The organism is Oceanisphaera pacifica (assembly GCF_017498065.1).
Taxonomy (GTDB): Bacteria; Pseudomonadota; Gammaproteobacteria; order Enterobacterales; family Aeromonadaceae; genus Oceanimonas; species Oceanimonas pacifica.
The window spans coordinates 1-18,399 of the sequence record NZ_JAGDFX010000006.1; the positions used below are offsets into that span (position 1 = coordinate 1).

At 47.3% G+C, this 18,399-nt stretch carries 14 protein-coding genes and 2 rRNA genes; 13 read left to right on the plus strand and 3 right to left on the minus strand.

The window, feature by feature from the left end; all coding sequences use genetic code 11:
- The 3 genes from J3U76_RS06035 to J3U76_RS06045 form a co-directional block, all read left to right on the plus strand.
- Positions 1-352 (plus strand): 23S ribosomal RNA (locus J3U76_RS06035); the annotation flags it as partial.
- 130 nt (positions 353-482) lie between these two features.
- Positions 483-597: ribosomal RNA gene (gene rrf, locus J3U76_RS06040) — 5S ribosomal RNA — on the plus strand.
- A 245-nt stretch (positions 598-842) separates the two neighbouring features.
- Positions 843-1,547, plus strand: coding sequence for a phosphatase PAP2 family protein (locus J3U76_RS06045; protein ID WP_208005032.1), 705 nt, complete (start codon positions 843-845; stop codon positions 1,545-1,547).
- Between the two features lie 89 nt (positions 1,548-1,636).
- On the opposite strand, the gene J3U76_RS06050 is transcribed toward J3U76_RS06045, so the two are convergent.
- Positions 1,637-2,815 carry a CinA family nicotinamide mononucleotide deamidase-related protein gene (locus tag J3U76_RS06050; RefSeq protein WP_208005033.1) on the minus strand — a complete coding sequence of 393 codons (1,179 nt, stop codon included), beginning with the start codon at positions 2,813-2,815 and terminating at the stop codon, positions 1,637-1,639.
- A 143-nt stretch (positions 2,816-2,958) separates the two neighbouring features.
- Between J3U76_RS06050 and metA the strand changes: the two genes are divergently transcribed.
- Positions 2,959-3,903 carry a homoserine O-acetyltransferase MetA gene (gene metA / locus J3U76_RS06055; protein WP_208005034.1) on the plus strand — a complete coding sequence of 315 codons (945 nt, stop codon included), beginning with the start codon at positions 2,959-2,961 and terminating at the stop codon, positions 3,901-3,903.
- Positions 3,904-4,379: 476 nt separating this feature from the next.
- On the plus strand, positions 4,380-5,282 hold the full coding sequence (gene metF / locus J3U76_RS06060) for a methylenetetrahydrofolate reductase (RefSeq protein ID WP_208005035.1): 903 nt from the start codon (positions 4,380-4,382) through the stop codon (positions 5,280-5,282).
- 65 nt (positions 5,283-5,347) lie between these two features.
- Here metF and J3U76_RS06065 read toward each other — a convergent pair whose 3' ends face one another.
- Positions 5,348-7,045 (minus strand): L-lactate permease, encoded by a 1,698-nt coding sequence (locus J3U76_RS06065; RefSeq protein WP_208005036.1) that lies wholly within the window; start codon positions 7,043-7,045, stop codon positions 5,348-5,350.
- A 442-nt stretch (positions 7,046-7,487) separates the two neighbouring features.
- Complete coding sequence (glcC, locus tag J3U76_RS06070; protein ID WP_341534310.1) at positions 7,488-8,294, minus strand: transcriptional regulator GlcC; 807 nt, start codon at positions 8,292-8,294, stop codon at positions 7,488-7,490.
- A 212-nt stretch (positions 8,295-8,506) separates the two neighbouring features.
- Between glcC and J3U76_RS06075 the strand changes: the two genes are divergently transcribed.
- The 8 genes from J3U76_RS06075 to J3U76_RS06110 all read left to right on the plus strand — a co-directional run bounded on the left by J3U76_RS06075 (position 8,507) and on the right by J3U76_RS06110 (position 18,300).
- Positions 8,507-10,678 (plus strand): malate synthase G, encoded by a 2,172-nt coding sequence (locus J3U76_RS06075; RefSeq protein ID WP_208005038.1) that lies wholly within the window; start codon positions 8,507-8,509, stop codon positions 10,676-10,678.
- 122 nt (positions 10,679-10,800) lie between these two features.
- Positions 10,801-11,235: a GlcG/HbpS family heme-binding protein gene (locus tag J3U76_RS06080; RefSeq protein WP_208005039.1), complete on the plus strand. Its 435-nt coding sequence runs from the start codon at positions 10,801-10,803 to the stop codon at positions 11,233-11,235.
- Between the two features lie 26 nt (positions 11,236-11,261).
- A complete protein-coding gene (locus J3U76_RS06085; protein WP_208005040.1) occupies positions 11,262-12,734 on the plus strand; it encodes an FAD-linked oxidase C-terminal domain-containing protein in 1,473 nt (490 codons plus the stop codon).
- Entirely contained in the window at positions 12,731-13,789 is a 1,059-nt protein-coding gene (glcE, locus tag J3U76_RS06090; RefSeq protein ID WP_208005041.1) for a glycolate oxidase subunit GlcE, read from the plus strand. Before J3U76_RS06085 ends, glcE begins: the two co-directional genes overlap by 4 nt.
- Before the next feature lie 12 nt (positions 13,790-13,801).
- Complete coding sequence (gene glcF / locus J3U76_RS06095) at positions 13,802-15,013, plus strand: glycolate oxidase subunit GlcF (RefSeq protein WP_208005042.1); 1,212 nt, start codon at positions 13,802-13,804, stop codon at positions 15,011-15,013.
- 412 nt (positions 15,014-15,425) lie between these two features.
- Positions 15,426-16,433 carry a DctP family TRAP transporter solute-binding subunit gene (locus tag J3U76_RS06100; protein WP_208005043.1) on the plus strand — a complete coding sequence of 336 codons (1,008 nt, stop codon included), beginning with the start codon at positions 15,426-15,428 and terminating at the stop codon, positions 16,431-16,433.
- Positions 16,434-16,511: 78 nt separating this feature from the next.
- On the plus strand, positions 16,512-17,006 hold the full coding sequence (locus tag J3U76_RS06105; RefSeq protein WP_208005044.1) for a TRAP transporter small permease: 495 nt from the start codon (positions 16,512-16,514) through the stop codon (positions 17,004-17,006).
- Entirely contained in the window at positions 16,996-18,300 is a 1,305-nt protein-coding gene (locus J3U76_RS06110) for a TRAP transporter large permease (RefSeq protein ID WP_208005045.1), read from the plus strand. Before J3U76_RS06105 ends, J3U76_RS06110 begins: the two co-directional genes overlap by 11 nt.
- Positions 18,301-18,399: the final 99 nt, after the last annotated feature.

The following is an 18,399-nucleotide window of genomic DNA, read 5'->3' on the forward strand; positions in this document are numbered from 1 at the left end:
GTTCGCCATTTAAAGTGGTACGCGAGCTGGGTTCAGAACGTCGTGAGACAGTTCGGTCCCTATCTGCCGTGGGCGTTGGATGATTGAGAGGAGCTGCTCCTAGTACGAGAGGACCGGAGTGGACGAATCCCTGGTGTTCGGGTTGTCATGCCAATGGCATTGCCCGGTAGCTACATTCGGAATCGATAACCGCTGAAAGCATCTAAGCGGGAAGCGAGCCTCAAGATGAGTCATCCCAAGGGCTTTAAGCCCTCTGAAGGGCCGTTTTAGACTAAGACGTTGATAGGTTGGGTGTGTAAGCGCTGCGAGGCGTTGAGCTAACCAATACTAATGACCCGTGCGGCTTAACCATACAACACCCAAGAAGTGTGAGACCTTGCGGTCGAGACTACAAAGATTATTTCAAAAACAGAAAATTGCTCCTGCATTTTCTGCACTTCCGCCCTCCATGGCGGTCGCAGTTTTCCAGATTACAATTTATGCCTGGCGGCCATAGCGCTGTGGAACCACCTGACTCCATGCCGAACTCAGTAGTGAAACGCAGCCGCGCCGATGATAGTGTGGCAGATGCCATGTGAAAGTAGGTCACTGCCAGGCGCCAAATTAGTAGGGTCGAATTCATTCGACCAAGAAAGCCCTTCACCTATGTGAAGGGCTTTTTTACGTGTGTAGGAAAGTGAAGGGTGAGGCGTAAGGGGGTGAGGTGGACGAGCCAAGACAAAGCCAGCCTTCATGCAGCAGATGACATTAGGGGCAGGCGCTATTTTTGCCGTCTTGTGCTGAAATTGCTGCTGCTATCTGCTATAAACAATGCCTATTTTTTCAGATAAAAGATATTAGACATGCGTTGGGATGTTAAAGGTTGGGCTGCACTACATGTGCTGGCGTTGCTGTTATTTTTCACTTGGTTTTTTGGGCTTTGGCAAAGCTTAGATAATGGCATATTCTGGTGGTTTAATGACAGGCTGGTGTCTATCCCTGGCTTTGCGCACTTTGTGGCTGTAGTTAACCAGCGCTGGATTGATGGTGTAGTGGCGCTGCTAATGGCCGGTTTTGTGTTTCGTTATGCTTGGCAGCTAAAAGGGCGTGAGCGAGCTAAAATTGGCTGTTTGCTGCTACTGATGGCAGGCTGTTTTTCTTTGCAAGCAGCGGCAGGTAAGGCTGTGCCCATTGAGCGAGCTAGCCCGACTATAGTGTATGAACAAGCAGAGCGTGTTAGTCAGTTAGTGCCTGATATTAAAGCTAAAGACGCGTCTGGTGATTCTTTTCCGAGTGATCATGGCATTGGCTTTGCTACTTTTTTGTTGTTTGCTTGTTATCGTTTTCCACGGCGCTATTTATATATAGTGGCGCCTTTGGTTTTTATTTTAGCCATGCCAAGAGTGATGTCTGGTGCCCATTGGTTTACTGACTTTATTTGTGGCTCAGTGCCCTTAGCTTTGATTACCGGAGCTTGGCTATTTCATACGCCGCTGGCTCATTGGCTGACGGAGTCTATGGTGACACCGGTAGAAAAACTACTGGCTAAGTGGCGACTGCAAGGCTAAGCCCTGCGGGCAGCTTTAAGTGTCAGCGGTAAGCTAAGTAAAAACACTAAGAAAAGGGCGACATTCTAATGCCGCCCTTTTTGCATTTTTTAAGCGGGCAGGGTGATGCGCTCGCTGCAAGGTAGTATGTCGTAGTCGACCATGACGGTTTCGTCGGCAAGATAACGACGTAGCATATCGAGGGCGACAAAAGCTAACAAGCGGCGTTGTGCGAGCGGGTCACGAAAATGCATTTGTAAAGTTTGCACCATACAGCTGGTTGGTGTTTTTAAAGCAATAGGCGTGCCTTGTGGGCCGGCGGCACCTATGGCTAAGGCAATAGGACGGGCTGAGACGTGTAACCAGTCGCCTAGGTCTTGAGCCTCATCTGGCAAACCTGCTAAATAATGCCCCTCAAACTCACGAGTGATAAGGGTAATGGTATCAGTTAAGCGCCCTGCGCTGGCATCTTCAAAGATCATCAAGTCTTTATCAGCGAGTAACGGCCCCATGGTGGCGGCAAAGTTTATTTCATCCCGTGCCACTAAATGTGTGCCTACCTCGGATAATAACTGGGCTTCGGCGCTATCTATTGCCGCACTATCGTCGGTATCTATGATCAATTTTACTTCTATGGTGGGCAGATTAGCACGATAACCCAGAGCAATGCCTTTAGGCCAAGTTAAGCTATCTAATCTATCGCTTAAGCCGGATTCTGATAAGCCAAACAAAAAGAATCGGCGTACCTGACTGCGACCATTTTCACCCAGTTGGCGACGCATTCGCGGTAAGATCTCATCAGTTATCATCTTTTTCAGCTCAGATGGCACGCCAGGAGTAAAGAATAAGGTGGCGCGGTTAAGTTTAATAGCAAAACCACAGGCGGTGCCTACCGGGTTATCGACCAGCTCGGCACCCTGAGGCAACATGGCTTGCTTATTATTACTTTTGGGCATTTCACGGTTACGACTGGCGTATTTTTCTTGCATCACTGTTAACCAGTGCTGATTAAGATCTAAAGGAACACCAGCGGCTTCGGCCATGGCTAAGGCACTAATATCGTCGGAGGTTGGGCCCAAACCGCCGTTAACGATAATTACATCGGCATGATGGCTACGTTGTTCAAAAAGCTCAATTAAATCAGCTTTATCGTCCCCCACAGTAAAGCGACGGCGTACTTGCCAGCCTTGTTCTAGCAATTGTTGTGATAGCCAACCTGCGTTGGTATCAGTAATTAATCCAGTTAGCACTTCGTCGCCTGTGCTGATCAGTTCAATAACAGGTTCCATAATTGTGTTCCTTAAAGATCGTTAGGCTGATATTACCGTATCTTAGTGCTTTGGCGCACGTCGAGGATGACAAGTTCTGCTACTTTGTTGTAGAGTTCTAGATGTCTAGACTTTCCTTTGACGTTGTACCTTGGAGTAAGCACATGCCTATCAGAATTCCCGACCGCCTACCGGCTGCTAATGTCCTGTCTCAGGAAAATATTTTTGTGATGACGGAATCTCGAGCTGTGGGTCAGGAAATTCGTCCGATGCGCGTGCTATTACTTAACCTGATGCCGAAGAAAATTGAAACCGAGAATCAGCTGTTACGTATGCTATCTAACTCGCCGTTACAAATTGGTGTGGATTTGTTGCGCATTGATGATAGGCCTTCCAAAAATACGCCACAGTCGCACCTAGAAAGTTTCTATCATGACTTTGAACAGGTTAAAGATCAGTTTTATGACGGTTTAATTATTACTGGTGCGCCTCTTGGGTTGACTGATTTTTGTGATGTGGTGTACTGGGAAAAAATAGAGAGGGTGGTTGAATGGTCTAAAAGTCATGTTACCTCGACCTTATTTTTATGTTGGGCGGCACAGGCGGGGTTAAAAATTTTATATGATCTTGATAAACGCACTCGCTTAGAGAAACTATCAGGGGTGTTTGCGCATAATAACCTCAGTGAATTTGATCCCTTAGTGCGCGGCTTTGATGACGTATTTTTGGCTCCTCACTCACGATACGCTGACTTCCCTGTAGATTTACTGCGTGAAAAAACAGACTTAAAGATTTTAGCTGCATCAGATGAGGCGGGTGTTTACCTAGCTGCCAGCCCAGACGGGCGCCAAGTCTTTGTTACGGGACACCCCGAGTACGATCCCCATACCCTACACAATGAATATCAGCGGGATCTGGCGGTAGGAATAGAGCCGCAGATGCCTGAAAATTATTATCCTGATAATAATGCAGATAATAATCCTCGTGCGACTTGGCGTAGTCATGGTCATTTATTGTTTTCTAATTGGCTCAACTACCATGTGTATCAGTTGACGCCGTATGATCTTAATACGTTAAGCGCGACGGGTGAGTCTTTAACAAGAGATTAGTTTTAGCGCCAAGTTCAAATTAGTTTAAGACAGCATTTGACCTGTGAGCGCACTAAAGTTTGCAGCATAACCGTTCGTTTAAGTGCAACAGTTGTAACAAGTCGTACCTAGATTTACCGGTACATGTGTTATTCTGAGCCGGATAAAATTATAGAGTTAATTGTGCCAATATGATCATCGTATAGACATAGCGCATGGATGTGATGTCTACTGAATGTGCTTGATGATGTCGCCCGCTCGACATCAAGTTATCGTGTATGTCCACAGTGGCAAATGGTTAACTTGATTGAAAAGACAGTTGAACATTTGCTTAAAGAAAGTATTTGGGCAAACCGATTGTGGCTTGAAAACTCGTAACCGGAAAGAAACTCGTATTGCCTTGTTAACATTAGAGTTGCAACAGTAGAGTGTTGTCATGCTGATGTTTGCCAAGGTATTAAAGGAATTGTTTTAATTTAAGTTGTCAGGAGATAAACATGGGTTTTCATAGCGCGCGTCATGTTGATGCGTTAAATCAGACAATGGCTGAGCTAGGTAGTGACATTAATGTATCGTTTGAGTTTTTTCCGCCAAATAGCGAGAAAATGGAGAATACCTTATGGAATTCGATTGAACGACTCAGCACCTTGGCACCCAAGTTTGTCTCCGTTACTTATGGTGCTAACTCGGGCACTCGAGATAGAACTCATAAGGTTATTAAAGACATTCAGGATAAAACAGGTCTAATAGCCGCACCGCACCTTACTTGTATTGATGCTAGCCGAGATGAACTGCGAGAGATTGCTAAAGATTATTGGAGTAACGGTATTCGTAAGATCGTTGCGTTGCGTGGTGATTTACCTGAAGGACTAGCTAAGCCTGATATGTATGCCGCTGACTTGGTGAGCCTGCTAAAAGAAGAAGCTGATTTTGATATTTCAGTAGCGGCATATCCTGAAGTGCACCCAGAGGCCAAAAGTGCTCAGGCAGACTTGTTAAGTTTAAAACATAAGTTAGATGCCGGCGCCAACCAAGCCATTACTCAGTTTTTCTTTGATGTGGAATCTTACCTGCGCTTTCGTGATCGCTGTGCGACTATTGGGATTGAGCAAGAAATAGTACCTGGCATTTTACCTGTTTCTAACTATAAGACCTTACTGAAGTTTGCAGGCTTTTCTAACGTGCGTATCCCTAATTGGATGCATCAGCGTTTTCAGGGGTTAGATAATGATCAAAATACCCGTAATCTGGTGGGAGCCAGCATAGCTATGGATCAGGTGCGGGTATTAAGCCAAGAAGGGGTGAAAGACTTTCATTTTTATACCTTGAACCGTTCAGATCTGACTTATGCTATTTGCCACAGCTTAGGTGTGCGGCCACACGTTACTGCTATCGCTTAAATTGATGATAAATACAAAAAGCCCCCACAGCCTAAGCTGTGGGGGCTTTTTGTCAGAGGAGTGGTTTAACCGTTACTCATCATGGGATCTGTTACTCCCATCAAATAAATGGCAGCCATACCCAGAATACCGATAACCAGTAAGTAGTAAATAGTAGGTAATGCTGTTTTGCGCAGCGTGGCACCTTCGCGGCCTAAGAGGCCGACGGTTGCTGACGCTGCTACTACGTTATGAATAGCTATCATGTTACCAGCTGCGGCACCCACAGCCTGTAACGCGACAATCATAGCGGTAGAAATACCCAAAGATTGTGCTGTTTCATACTGAAATTGAGCTAGCATCATATTAGAGATAGTGTTGGAACCTGCAATAAAGGCCCCTAAGGCGCCTACCACGCCGCTGATAGCAGGGAACATACTTCCCACCATTTCGGTTGCGAAATTGGCTGTCATTACTGGCATGCTCACCATATCTGCCGTATTGACACCCGAGTTAATGAAGATACGCACCATGGGTACGGTAAACAGTAAGACAAAGCCTGCTCCTAGTAGTGACTTGCTAGATTCAGATAGCGCCTTGCCGATTGGTTTGAATGATTTGGCCTGTAGCAGCACGGCGATAATTGATACTAGTATCAGTAAGCCACCGGGCAGGTAGAGAGGTTGGATATTAGCACTGATCCCTGCCTCACCAAGGATGTTGGTAAAGTTCATACTCAGGTTAGTGAGCCAAGCTTTGACCGTGTTGTTAGTACGGCTAAGTATCAGCAGTGCTGGTAGTAAAATATAGGGAAACCAAGCCATGAATAGGCCTACCGGACGTTCAGATATGTCATCGCGGCTAAGTTTGATCGAGCCGAGCCATTCGGTTGGCCAGTCTTTTTCTTCTGGAAAGTCCCAAGGAGTGCTGGGAATAAGAAACCCTTTACGAGCCGCTGTCACTACTATGGCTAGACCAATAAGTCCGCCCAAGAGTGACGGAAACTCTGGACCTAAGAGCAGCGCCGTAATTGCATAGGGAAGAGTAAAGGCCAAGCCGGAAAATAGAGCAAATGGCGCTATACTTAACCCTTCTTTCCAGCTTTTCTTTTTGCCAAAAAAGCGGGTGAGCATCACTGTCATGAGCACTGGCATTAGGGTGCCGGTGATGGCATGCAAAATGGCGACGTTATTCGTAACCAGCTGTAAATAGCTGGCCCAATCAGAGCCTGCACTGGCTAAGCCGGGAGCCATTCCTTGTGTATCTAGCCCAGCACTGACTCCGACTATGATAGGAGTTCCAACTGCACCGAAAGAGACGGGGGTACTCTGGATCATCATGCCCATGAGTACGGCCGCTAGCGCTGGGAAGCCCAATGCAACCATTAATGGCGCAGCTACAGCGGCCGGAGTACCAAAGCCTGAAGCCCCTTCAATAAAGGAGCCAAAACACCAGGCAACAATGATGGCTTGTACTCGTCTGTCTGGAGAAATAGCGGTAAAACCGTTACGAATAGTCGTAATCGCACCTGTATGTTTTAGGGTATTTAACAGGAGGATTGCCCCAAAAATTATCCACAACAAGGACACAGACATTACTGCTCCTTGCAAACTTGAAGCGAGAACTCGGGTGCCGGTCATGTCCCAGACAAACAACGCAATGATAACCGTCAAAGCAAAGGCGAAGGGCATGGCTTTTTTTGCTGGCCACTGCAATACCAGTAGTAAGGCTGCGGCTAGTAGTATCGGCGAAAACGCGATAAGCGCTAGCAGAGTATTAGACATTATTATTCAATTCCTTTTAAGAAAAATATGTTGTTTACAACCAGTGCAGTTAATCCTGTCAAGGGTCACCATTAATGTTGGTTATAGTTGGGTTGACTGAATAAGCGAACCTCCAGAGGTGTAGATGGAATAGTCAGGCAGACTGAGCGTACGACAGGAATGAGCCGAGCTACCTAACTTGTAGCTGGACGTTATTATGATGTTAGTTTTTTGTGGCTGGCTATTGTTTTACTTGTTGGTCCTACCAGTATTTTTAGTGCTGGTTATGTGGTTGGGTAAAAAAGTTATATATAACAGAGGGTTGTCGTTGTTGCTGTTGTTTTTTGTTCGTTTTTTAAAAGTGGTTTAACCAGGGGGTGCATTAAGAGCAAAATTAACGACGTATAAATTGGTTGCTTGGTCTTTACGGCAGGGCGGCATAAGCCGCCGGCCAAAAGTCTATTTAGTTGTTTGGTTTTTTATCAAAATGACCCGCCAGGGTGCGCTCCCAACCACCGGAGCGATCTAGGCGCTGCCCTTCATGCTCCAGCTCTAGTAGTCGTTCGCGAATATTCTTGATATGAGCTGTTGCAGCCTTGCGAGCCCACTCCGGACGACGACCAATAACGGCATTATAAATTTGCCGATGATGGCGATCTATTTGCTCTTTGTAGGGCGCAAGATGATAGAGATTATTAACTGAAGCGAGCACTGTGTTCAGCATCAATTGCATTAAGCTTTGCAGTGTATGAAGCAGTACCGGATTATGTGAAGCTTCACAAATAGATTGATGAAAAGCATGATCCAGCCGAGCTGCTTCTTGAGCTCCAGTGGTGCTGATCTGAGCTTGCTCTATGTCATTGAAGGCGCGGGTTATACGTCGAAAGTCATCTTCGGTACCGCGGTTAGCTGCCATATAGGCGGCTTGTCCTTCTAATAGTTCGCGGACTTCGAGTAAGTCGTATAAGGTACGTGGGTGATCTTGGAACAGGTAAACCAAAGGGTTGTCTGGCTCTAAGCGCGGCACCAAGCCTGTCACCATGGTGCCCTGACCGTGACGTGTTTCTATTAAGCCTCTTCCTCGTAACTCCTTTAGAGCTTCACGTAATATTGAACGAGAAACTCCTAGTCGCTCGGATAGCTGACGCTCAGAGGGGATTTTTTTTCCTGGTTTTAAGGTGCCATCCAGAATCAGCTGTTCCAGTCTTCTTGCTATAGAGCTGGACATAGATTCTTTTTCAGTATGATGAGTGTTAATTGGTAGTACCACTTATTGGTTCTCCATGGTTATTAACTGACAGTGCATGTATATCGTTGATTATTAACGCATTTCATGTTTCATTTTTCTTTTTTTAATTTAAAACTGGTATAACCTCTATAGATATAGATGGACTGCCTTCACTTGGCAAGCCATAATTTTTTTACTTTTGGTGGTGTGGGTGAATGCCCACCTTGCTTTTCATAATATGGAATGAAAATTATATGAACAACAGAGTGAGCAAAGGTGGTCTGCAAGTCGCAGCCAGTCTCTATCAATTAATTCAAGATGAAATATTACCAGGCACCGGAGTGAACGAATCTCACTTTTGGGCTGGCTTCGATTCTTTGGTCCATGAGTTAAGCCCCATTAACCACGCCTTGCTACAAACGCGAGATGATATACAGAGCCAGCTTGATAATTGGTATCGCCAGCATGCGCAACAGGCTTGGGATATGGACAGCTACCAAGAATTTCTGCGAGAAATTGGTTATTTGGTGCCTGTTGGTGAGGACTTCGATATCACGACCACTGGCGTTGATGCGGAAATTGCTCATGTGGCGGGCCCTCAATTAGTTGTGCCGGTCAATAATGCGCGTTTTGCTATTAACGCCGCGAATGCCCGTTGGGGTAGCCTATACGATGCGCTTTATGGAACCGATGCTATCGCTGACTCAGACGGGTGTGAGCGTGGTGCTGAATTCAACTCACAGCGCGCTAGCCGAGTGATTGAATGGACAATGCATTTTCTTGATCAGTCTTTACCTCTGGCTGTTGGTAGCCATGCTGATGTTAAGGCCTACCAAGTTCATGATACGACAACTGGCAAACAATTACAGGTAGTGCGCCTTGATGGTGAAGTGACTGGTCTTGCTGATCCTAAGCAGTTTGTTGGGGTGGGTGCCGATAAGCAGGATGAGATCATACTGTTTGTTAATAATGGCTTGCATATTGAACTACAGATCGATCGAGAAGACTCAATCGGTCAGCTTAGTCAAGCAGGCGTTAAAGATGTTGTGCTTGAGTCGGCCCTGTCTACTATTCAGGACTGTGAAGATTCCGTTGCCGCCGTTGATGCTGACGATAAAGTAGGGGTATACCGCAACTGGTTAGGATTGATGAAAGGCGATCTGACCGAGACTTTTACTAAAGGTGGTCAAACAATTACCCGTACCCTTAATCAGTCTCGTCGTTACAATGGCGCGGATGGCTCTACGTTAGAGTTGTCGGGGCGTAGTTTGTTACTGGTACGTAACGTCGGTCACTTGATGACCACAGACGCTATTCTTGATAGTCAAGGTAATGAAATACCTGAAGGTATACTGGATGCTGTGCTAACTAGCCTATGTGCACTGCATGACCTACGTGGTTCTCGTCAAAATAGCCCAGCCGGTAGCGTGTATATCGTTAAGCCGAAGATGCACGGCCCAGAGGAAGTGGCTTTTACTAACCAACTGTTTAACCAGGTTGAAGATCTGCTAGGCCTAGAGCGTTATACCCTTAAGGTCGGCGTTATGGATGAAGAGCGCCGCACCAGTGTTAACCTTAAAGAATGCATTCGGGCGGTGAAAGACCGACTGGTGTTTATCAATACTGGTTTCCTTGACCGTACTGGTGATGAAATTCACACCAGCATGGAGGCCGGAGCAGTTTTTTCTAAGGACAAAATCAAAGATCAACCTTGGATTAATGCTTATGAAGACTGGAACATGGACACAGGTTTAGCTTGTGGGTTGCAAGGCAAAGCGCAGATAGGCAAAGGCATGTGGGCTAAGCCTGATGAAATGGCGCAGATGCTTGCGAGTAAGCAAGCACATCCTGAAGCCGGTGCGAATTGCGCCTGGGTACCTTCACCAACGGCTGCAACGCTTCATGCCACTCATTATCATCAGTTGCTGGTTGCCACTCGTCAGCAGCAGTTGAAGTCGCGTGAGTTTGCTAGCTTAAATGACCTACTCACCCCACCGCTAGCTATAGGTGAAAATTTGTCGCCTGAGCAAATTCAGACTGAATTAGACAGCAATGTACAAAGTCTATTGGGCTATGTCGTTCGTTGGGTCGATCAAGGGGTTGGCTGTTCTAAGGTGCCAGATATTAATAATGTGGGATTGATGGAAGATAGAGCAACCTTGAGGATTTCGAGTCAACTGCTGACAAACTGGCTACGCCATGGCGTGTGCAGTAAAGAGCAGTTGACGGAGACCTTGAAGCGTATGGCGGTCGTGGTTGATCAGCAAAACAGTCAGGATAGCGAATACCAGCCCATGGCACGAGACTTTAACGGTATCGCCTTTAAGGCTGCTTGTGATCTTGTATTCAAAGGGGCAGAGCAGCCAAACGGCTATACTGAACCTCTGTTGCATGCTCGGCGCCGAGAGCGTAAAGCGCTAGGCTAATCATTGTAAGGCCGCCGAGGCAGCAAAGACGCTGTGGTTGGCGGTCATATTTATGCCATTTCTCAGTGATTGCTTGCGGTCTACTCAAAGACCTTTGAGTTGAATTAAGTTAAGGATTAAAAATGCTCACTATTAATCGTTTAAGCCAAACGGAAGCACACCTTTTGATTGAAGGTGCACGTCGCAAGGCTATTGAGATTGAAGTACCTATGTGTATCGCCATTGTAGACGAGTCCGGCAACATGATCTCTTTTGATCGTATGGATGGCGCTAAAATAACCAGTATCACTATTGCCCAAGACAAGGCATTTACTGCGGCTGCTGCTCGTAAGGCCACCCATGAATATAATGCTGCCTGTGTGCCAGGCAATTTAGTCTTTGGCATACATACTGCCATTGGGGGGCGTTTGTGTGTGGTCGGTGGAGGTTTGCCTGTTGTCGTCGACGGAGCGGTTGTAGGCGGGATTGGTTTGAGCTCAGGGTCTCCGCAGCAAGATATGGAATGTGCTGAGGCGGGTATCGCATACTTAGAACAGCATCTTAGCAACCCTCGTTAATTACTTATCTGCTAAGGAGTAACAGAATGGACCAGAGCAAACAACCGGATAAAGCCACGCTAACACAGATGTTTCGGGCGTTTATTGAACCAGAATATGTCATTAGTGATGAGGAAACCCAGCGCCCCTATGAGTGCGATGGCCTATCTATGTATTGCGAGATGCCCTTAATTGTTGTGCTTCCCAGTACGGTAGAGCAGGTGCAGGAAGTAATGCGTATTTGTCATCGTTATGGTATTCCGGTGGTAGCGCGCGGTGCAGGTACCGGTCTTTGCGCTGGGGCAATGCCTAGTTCTGATGGTGTGTTGCTTTCGTTGGCGCGCTTTAAGCATATTATTGAGATTGATGCATTGGCACGCAGTGCTCGTTTACAACCAGGAGTACGTAATCTAGCCATTAGTGAAGCAGCAATGGACTACGGTTTATATTATGGTCCAGATCCGTCCTCGCAAATTGCGTGTACTATCGGTGGTAATGTGGCGGAGAACTCCGGTGGGGTGCATTGTCTTAAGTATGGTTTAACAGTACATAACTTATTAAAAGTAGAAATGGTGACTGTTGAAGGAGAGCTGATCAGCATAGGCAGTGAAGGGTTGGACAGTAATGGCATCGATTTACTTGCTTTGATTACCGGTTCAGAGGGATTGTTGGGCGTTATTACTGAAGTCACAGTCCGGCTACTACCTAGCCCAGAAAAGGCACAGGTTGTTATGGCCACTTTTGACAATGTGCAAACGGCAGGTGATGCCGTAGGTGGTGTAATTGCTAAGGGCATTATTCCGGCTGGCTTAGAAATGATGGACAGTCACGCCATTGTTGCGGCTGAGGCTTTTGCTCAGGCTGGTTATCCGGTAGATGCTCAGGCACTGCTATTGTGTGAGCTTGATGGTATGGCCGCTGAGGTACAGGAACAGATTTCAGAAGTTGAAAAGCTGTTTACTGAGCTGGGCGCAACTTCTACTCGTGTATCTCAAAGTGAGGCAGAGCGCGCATTGCTGTGGAAAGGTCGTAAGTCTGCTTTTCCGGCTGTAGGTCGGATTTCACCAGATTATTATTGTATGGACGGAACCATTCCGCGCAGTCAGCTTGCTCATGTACTGACTGAAATGCAGCGGCTTTCTGAACACTATAACCTGAGAGTCGCAAACGTATTCCATGCAGGTGATGGCAACCTGCACCCATTAATTTTATTTGATGCGAATGTACCCGGTGAGTTTGAAAAAACAGAAGAGTTTGGCGGCCGTATTCTCGAACTATGTGTAGAAGTTGGAGGCTGCATTACCGGTGAACATGGGGTTGGCATCGAAAAAATTAGACAAATGACAGTGCAGTTTAATGAGCAGGAACTTAGTCAGTTCTGGGCTATTAAACACGCTTTTGATCCCGTTGGCACCCTTAACCCAGGTAAAGGGATCCCTGTGTTAAAACATTGTCAGGAATACCGTGCACTCGATAAACCCAAGGGTGAGTCAAGGCACCAGCAGGGAGAACATGTATGAAAGATATCAGTCATGAGCTGATCGAGCGGGTCAAGCTGGCTCGTACCGACGGGGAAAAATTGCGAATTGTAGGCGGCAATAGCAAACACTTTATGGGGCGAGAGCTTGAAGGAGAGCCCATTAGCTTGACCGAGCATAGAGGGATCCTTAGCTATCAGCCAATTGAGCTGGTGTTAACGGCTAGAGCCGGTACACCACTGGCTGACATTGAGGCTACTTTAGCCGAACAAGGACAGATGCTTGCATTTGAACCCCCATTGTTTGATGGGCGAGCCACCCTAGGCGGCACTTTGGCTTGCCACCTATCTGGGCCTAGTCGGCCTTGGAGTGGCTCAATACGAGATCACGTATTGGGTGTTCGCTTGATCAATGGACGGGGCGAATCACTGCGCTTTGGTGGCCAAGTGATGAAGAATGTGGCGGGCTACGATGTATCAAGAATGCAGGCTGGGGCAATGGGCACTTTGGGGATCATTAGTGAAGTGAGCTTAAAAGTTATGCCTCGTCCTGCGGCTACTGTGACGTTAGTACAAGAGATGGATGCTGCGCAGGCTATTGAAGAAATGAATCGTTTATCAGGTCAACCACGGCCTCTGACTGGTGCTTGCTGGTTTGATAATCATCTTTACTTACGCCTTGCAGGAGCGCGTAGTGCAGTCGATAGCACAGTGAGTCAATGGTCCGGTAAGGTGCTAGAAGATGCGGATACTTTGTGGAGAAAACTCGGTGAGCAGCAGCTAGATTATTTTGCTGGTGACTATCCTCTGTGGCGTTTTTCACTAAATAGTCATGCCCGCCATTTGTTGCCGGAAGAATCTTGGCTGCTTGATTGGGGAGGAAGCCAACGTTGGTTGCGTGGTGACTTCGCCCGTAGGGAGCTGGAAAGTTTGGCGGAAAGTGCGGGGGGACAGGTAAGCCTCTACCGTGGTGGTGACCGTCAGCAGGAAGTGTTCCATAGCCAGCCTGAAGCATTGCGGTTATTGCACCAGCGACTTAAAAATGCTTTTGATCCGGACCGAATTTTCAACCCCGGCCGCCTCTATAGCTGGATGTAACAGGACGATATTATGCGTACACAAATTAATGTTAAATACCTGGACCATCCTGATATCCAGGAAGCAGACTCCATTTTGCGCAGTTGCGTACATTGCGGCTTCTGTACTGCTACTTGCCCTACTTATCAGGAGCTGGGCGATGAGCGGGACGGCCCCCGCGGACGTATTTATCTGATTAAGCAGTTGTTAGAAACTGGTGATATTAGCGAGAAGTCACAAACTCACCTGGATCGCTGTTTGACTTGCCGCAGCTGCGAAACGACTTGTCCTTCTGGTGTAAAGTACGGTCGTTTGGCTGAAATCGGTCGTGGTATTATGGAAGAGCAGCTAGAGCGACCTTTTAAGCAGAAGTTGGTACGCTGGTTATTGCGTAAGGTACTGCCTTATCCTAGTCGCTTTGGTCCTTTGTTACGGCTGGGGCAGTTGGGGCGACCTATACTGCCTGCCGAGTTAAAAGCTAAAGTACCAGCCAAACAGCCTTCACTGGCTTGGCCTCAGTCAAATCATGCTCGGCGCATGTTGGTACTAGGAGGCTGTGCTCAGTCATCGGCTACACCTAATACTAATGTGATTGCGGCACGGGTACTCGATAAGTTGGGAATAAGCTTGTTGATGGCACCAGAAGCTGGATGTTGTGGAGCAGTGAGTTATCACCTGTCTGCTCATGAGGAAGGACTGGCGTTTATGCGCCGTAATATTGATGCGTGGTGGCCCGAAATTGAGGCTGGAGCAGAAGCCATCGTCATTAGTGCTTCTGGCTGTGGTGCCATGGTTAAGGAATATGGGGAAAAGCTCATTAAAGATCCTCAGTATGCTGCCAAGGCGAAGCGAGTGAGTGAGTTGGCCAAAGACATTGGAGAGATCTTGGTCAAGGAAGATCTTGCGCAATTGCAACTACAAAACCAAGGTCGTAAAACGGCGGTACATTGCCCCTGTTCGCTACAGCATGGACAGCAACTTGGCGGGTTAGTTGAGCAAATATTGCAGCAAGCTGGCATTGAGCTGACTCGCACCAGAGATGGACACTTATGTTGTGGCTCTGCCGGAACTTACTCGATACAACAGCCAGAGATGAGTCAGAAATTACTGTCTAATAAGCTGGAGGCGTTAACTATTGAAAATCCAGAGCAGATAGTCACCGCTAACGTTGGTTGCCAACTTCATCTGGGAAGTAAATCCGAGGTGCCTGTAAAGCATTGGATTGAGTTGTTAGACCCACGATAATTGTGCTGAAGGCGCCTATCGTTAGGTAGTAAATGAACACGGCAGTATTTAAGTAAAAAGCCTCCTCGGCATAGTTGGTCGTGGGGGCTTTTGACGTCACTTATACTCATAATACCGAATACACTTAATATGTATTCTCTTGTAAGTCGGTCGGATAAAAGAGGAAACCGGTCAGCGCCATGTCTGGCACTATTCGGGTCGCTGGAGTCGCCCTCTTTGTTCGGCTTTTATAGCAAGTCAAGCTGACACCTTTTTAGTACGATTGCTATAAAAAATAGACTCAAATTAATCGTTTAAGTCTGATTGCTAATTGACTTGTACAGGCTCTTTATTCCACTATTAACGTTTTCGTCCGTACTTAGTTGGAACCAGATACGGATATACAAGAGCCAATATTATAAAAGGATTTCTGATGCGTATAAAATCACTGGCGCTTGCCTTGACTGCTGCACTGGGCATAACCGTTAGCACTGCGGCTTTTGCTCAAGAAACTCGTGAGTTTTCTGTTTCGACCGTGTTATCTGAGGCTTTCCCTTGGGGGCAGGCGGCAGAAAAATGGGCGGAGCTGGTGAACGAGCGCTCTGAGGGACGACTCACGCTTAAAGTGTATCCTAATGCGCAGTTAGTCTCAGGTGATCAGACTCGTGAGTTTTCAGCTATGCGCAGTGGCTTGATTGATATGGCCGTGGCTTCCACTATTAACTGGTCGCCGCAAGTACCTGAGTTGAATTTGTTTTCTCTGCCGTTTTTAATGCCTGACGAAGCTGCAATTGATGCTATTACTCAGGGTGAAGCGGGTAAGAAAATTTTTGCTGCCATCGATAAAAAGGGTGTGAAGCCATTAGCATGGGGTGAAAACGGCTTTCGCGAGCTGTCTAACTCTAAGCACCTGATTGATAGCCCAGAAGATGTGCAGGGACTTAAGGTGCGAGTGGTAGGCTCACCATTATTTTTAGATACCTTTAGTACCTTAGGTGCTAACCCGACACAGATGAGCTGGGCGGATGCGAAGCCTGCACTCACCACGGGAGCGATTGACGGCCAAGAAAATCCGTTGTCGGTGTTTGATGTGGCGCGAGTTGATCAAGTAGGGCAGAACTATTTGACCTTATGGCATTACATGGCCGATCCGCTGGTGTTTGGGGTGAATAAAAAGGTATGGAAGTCGCTACCCCAAGCAGACCGTGATTTACTACAACAAGCCGCTGTGGATGCCGGGGCTTGGGAAATAGAAAAGTCGCGCCGCGAACTTACAGAAACCCTAGTCGCGATTAAAGAGCGTGGTGTTGAAGTGACCGAATTAACTCCTGAACAGCACCAAGCCTTCGTTGATGCTACCGCCGAGGTATATACCAAGTGGACACCGCGTATTGGTGAGCAACTTGTGAATGAAGCCCAGGCTGCGATTGCTAATCGCTAAGATGTAAAGCCTCTATGTTAGCTCGGCTACCAGCCGGGCTGCATTATATAAGTTAACCCCCTGTCGAGAATTACGTTCATGTCTAATATTGCCCCCGACGCCCGGCCTGAGCGCTGGTTGGCGGCCTTCGCCCTACTGGTCATCTGTCTGATCAGTTTGGGTAATGTGGTGGTGCGCTACACCACGGATGCATCCTTTGCCTTTACTGAAGAGCTTTCAGTTTTTTTATTAGTAGTGGTGACCTTTGCTGGCGCGGCGGTGGCGGCGCGTCGTCATGTGCACATTCGCATCGAATTAATCGAAGGGCTGTTGCCGGTTCGACTACGGCCGGTGCTATATGTGCTGCAATGGGCGGCTAGCGTCTTGTTATTAGGCTTAGTGGTGTGGTATGGAGCGCTACTGGCTTGGGAGGAATACAGTTGGGAGTCGTTATCACCGGGATTGGGATACCCTACTTGGATTTATCTGATTTGGTTACCGGTGTTATGTTTAATCATTATCGGTCGGTTGACGCAGAGCGTGGTAGAGCGCTGTCGCACTTGCCTACAAGCAGGAGGCGAATATGAGTCCTGATCTTTTGATGCTGTTGGTCTTTGCAGGCTCTATGTTGCTGGGGATTCCTGTTGCCTTCGCGCTAGGATTGGGCGGAGCTGCAGGCATTGTGGCTGGACTATCTCCTGATATGCTGGCGACTTTAGGTACCAATACTTATAACAGCATTGCTAAATATCCGTTAATTGCTATCCCGCTATTTATTCTTACTGGGCTTATTTTTGAGCGAGCTGGAGTGGCGGCCAGCCTAGTGCGCTTTGCTCAAGCGTTAATCGGTCCACGCCACGGTGGTTTAGGGTTGGTAGTGGTGTTGGTATGTTTAATTATGGGCGGTATGAGCGGCTCAGGGCCAGCCGATGCCGCTGCGGTTGCCATGGTGATGCTGCCTAGCATGACCAAAGCTGGTTACCCCAAACCTTTTTCGGCGGCCTTAATCGCTTCGGCTTCTTCGACTGCAATATTGATCCCACCATCTATCGCGTTGATCTTGTATTCGATTGTGGTGCCGGGGGTAGATTTGCGGGCTCTGTTTGCCGCTGGTTTGTTTCCCGGCTTGCTGGCCGGAATGTCGTTACTGCTGCCGGTATGGTGGTTGGCCAAGCGCCATGGTTGGGAAGACCCAAAGCACAGCGAACGGCTCGACTTAAAAGAGACTTTTATTAAAGCTTTGCCGGCATTATTTGCCCCAGTGCTTATTTTGGGTGGGTTACGGTCAGGATTATTTACACCAACCGAAGCTGCGGTGGTGGCAGTAACGTACGGTTTAATCGTTGGCATTTTTGTCTATCGTCAGCTCAGCTTAAAAGACATTTGGGTCCTATTAGGTGAAGCGGGCATGGTATCTGGCGTGGTGATGATCATCATTTCTCTGGCGGGAATTTTTGCTTGGGCTGGTACCACCTTGGGGACGTTTACGTATCTAGCGCAGTCTATGTTGTCGTTATCAGATCAAGGGTGGGTATTATTGCTGCTGATTATGGTGTTGGTGCTGCTGGCGGGTATGTTACTGGATGCTATTTCTATTTACTTAATTATCACCCCTGTTTTAATCCCCTTAATGCAACATTTTGGCTGGAACCCTGTCTGGTTTGGGATCTTGCTGGCAATGAACATTGCTATTGGTCAATTTACGCCGCCGGTGGCCATTAACTTGATGGTGACCACGCAGATTGCAGGTATTCGGTTAGAGAAAACCTTTGGTTGGGCGCTATTTTTCATGCTCACCATGTTATCGGCCTTGGTGTTAGTGATGCTATTTCCCGGAATCGCACTTTGGTTACCGGAAAAGTTAGGCTACGTGGTTGGCCCTTGGTAATACCAATCTGGACACTAGCCGTTCAGATTTAAAAGTAGCGCAGAGCTAACTCTAAGATAAAGTTTTATCTGCCACGGAGTACACGGAAAAATAGTGAGC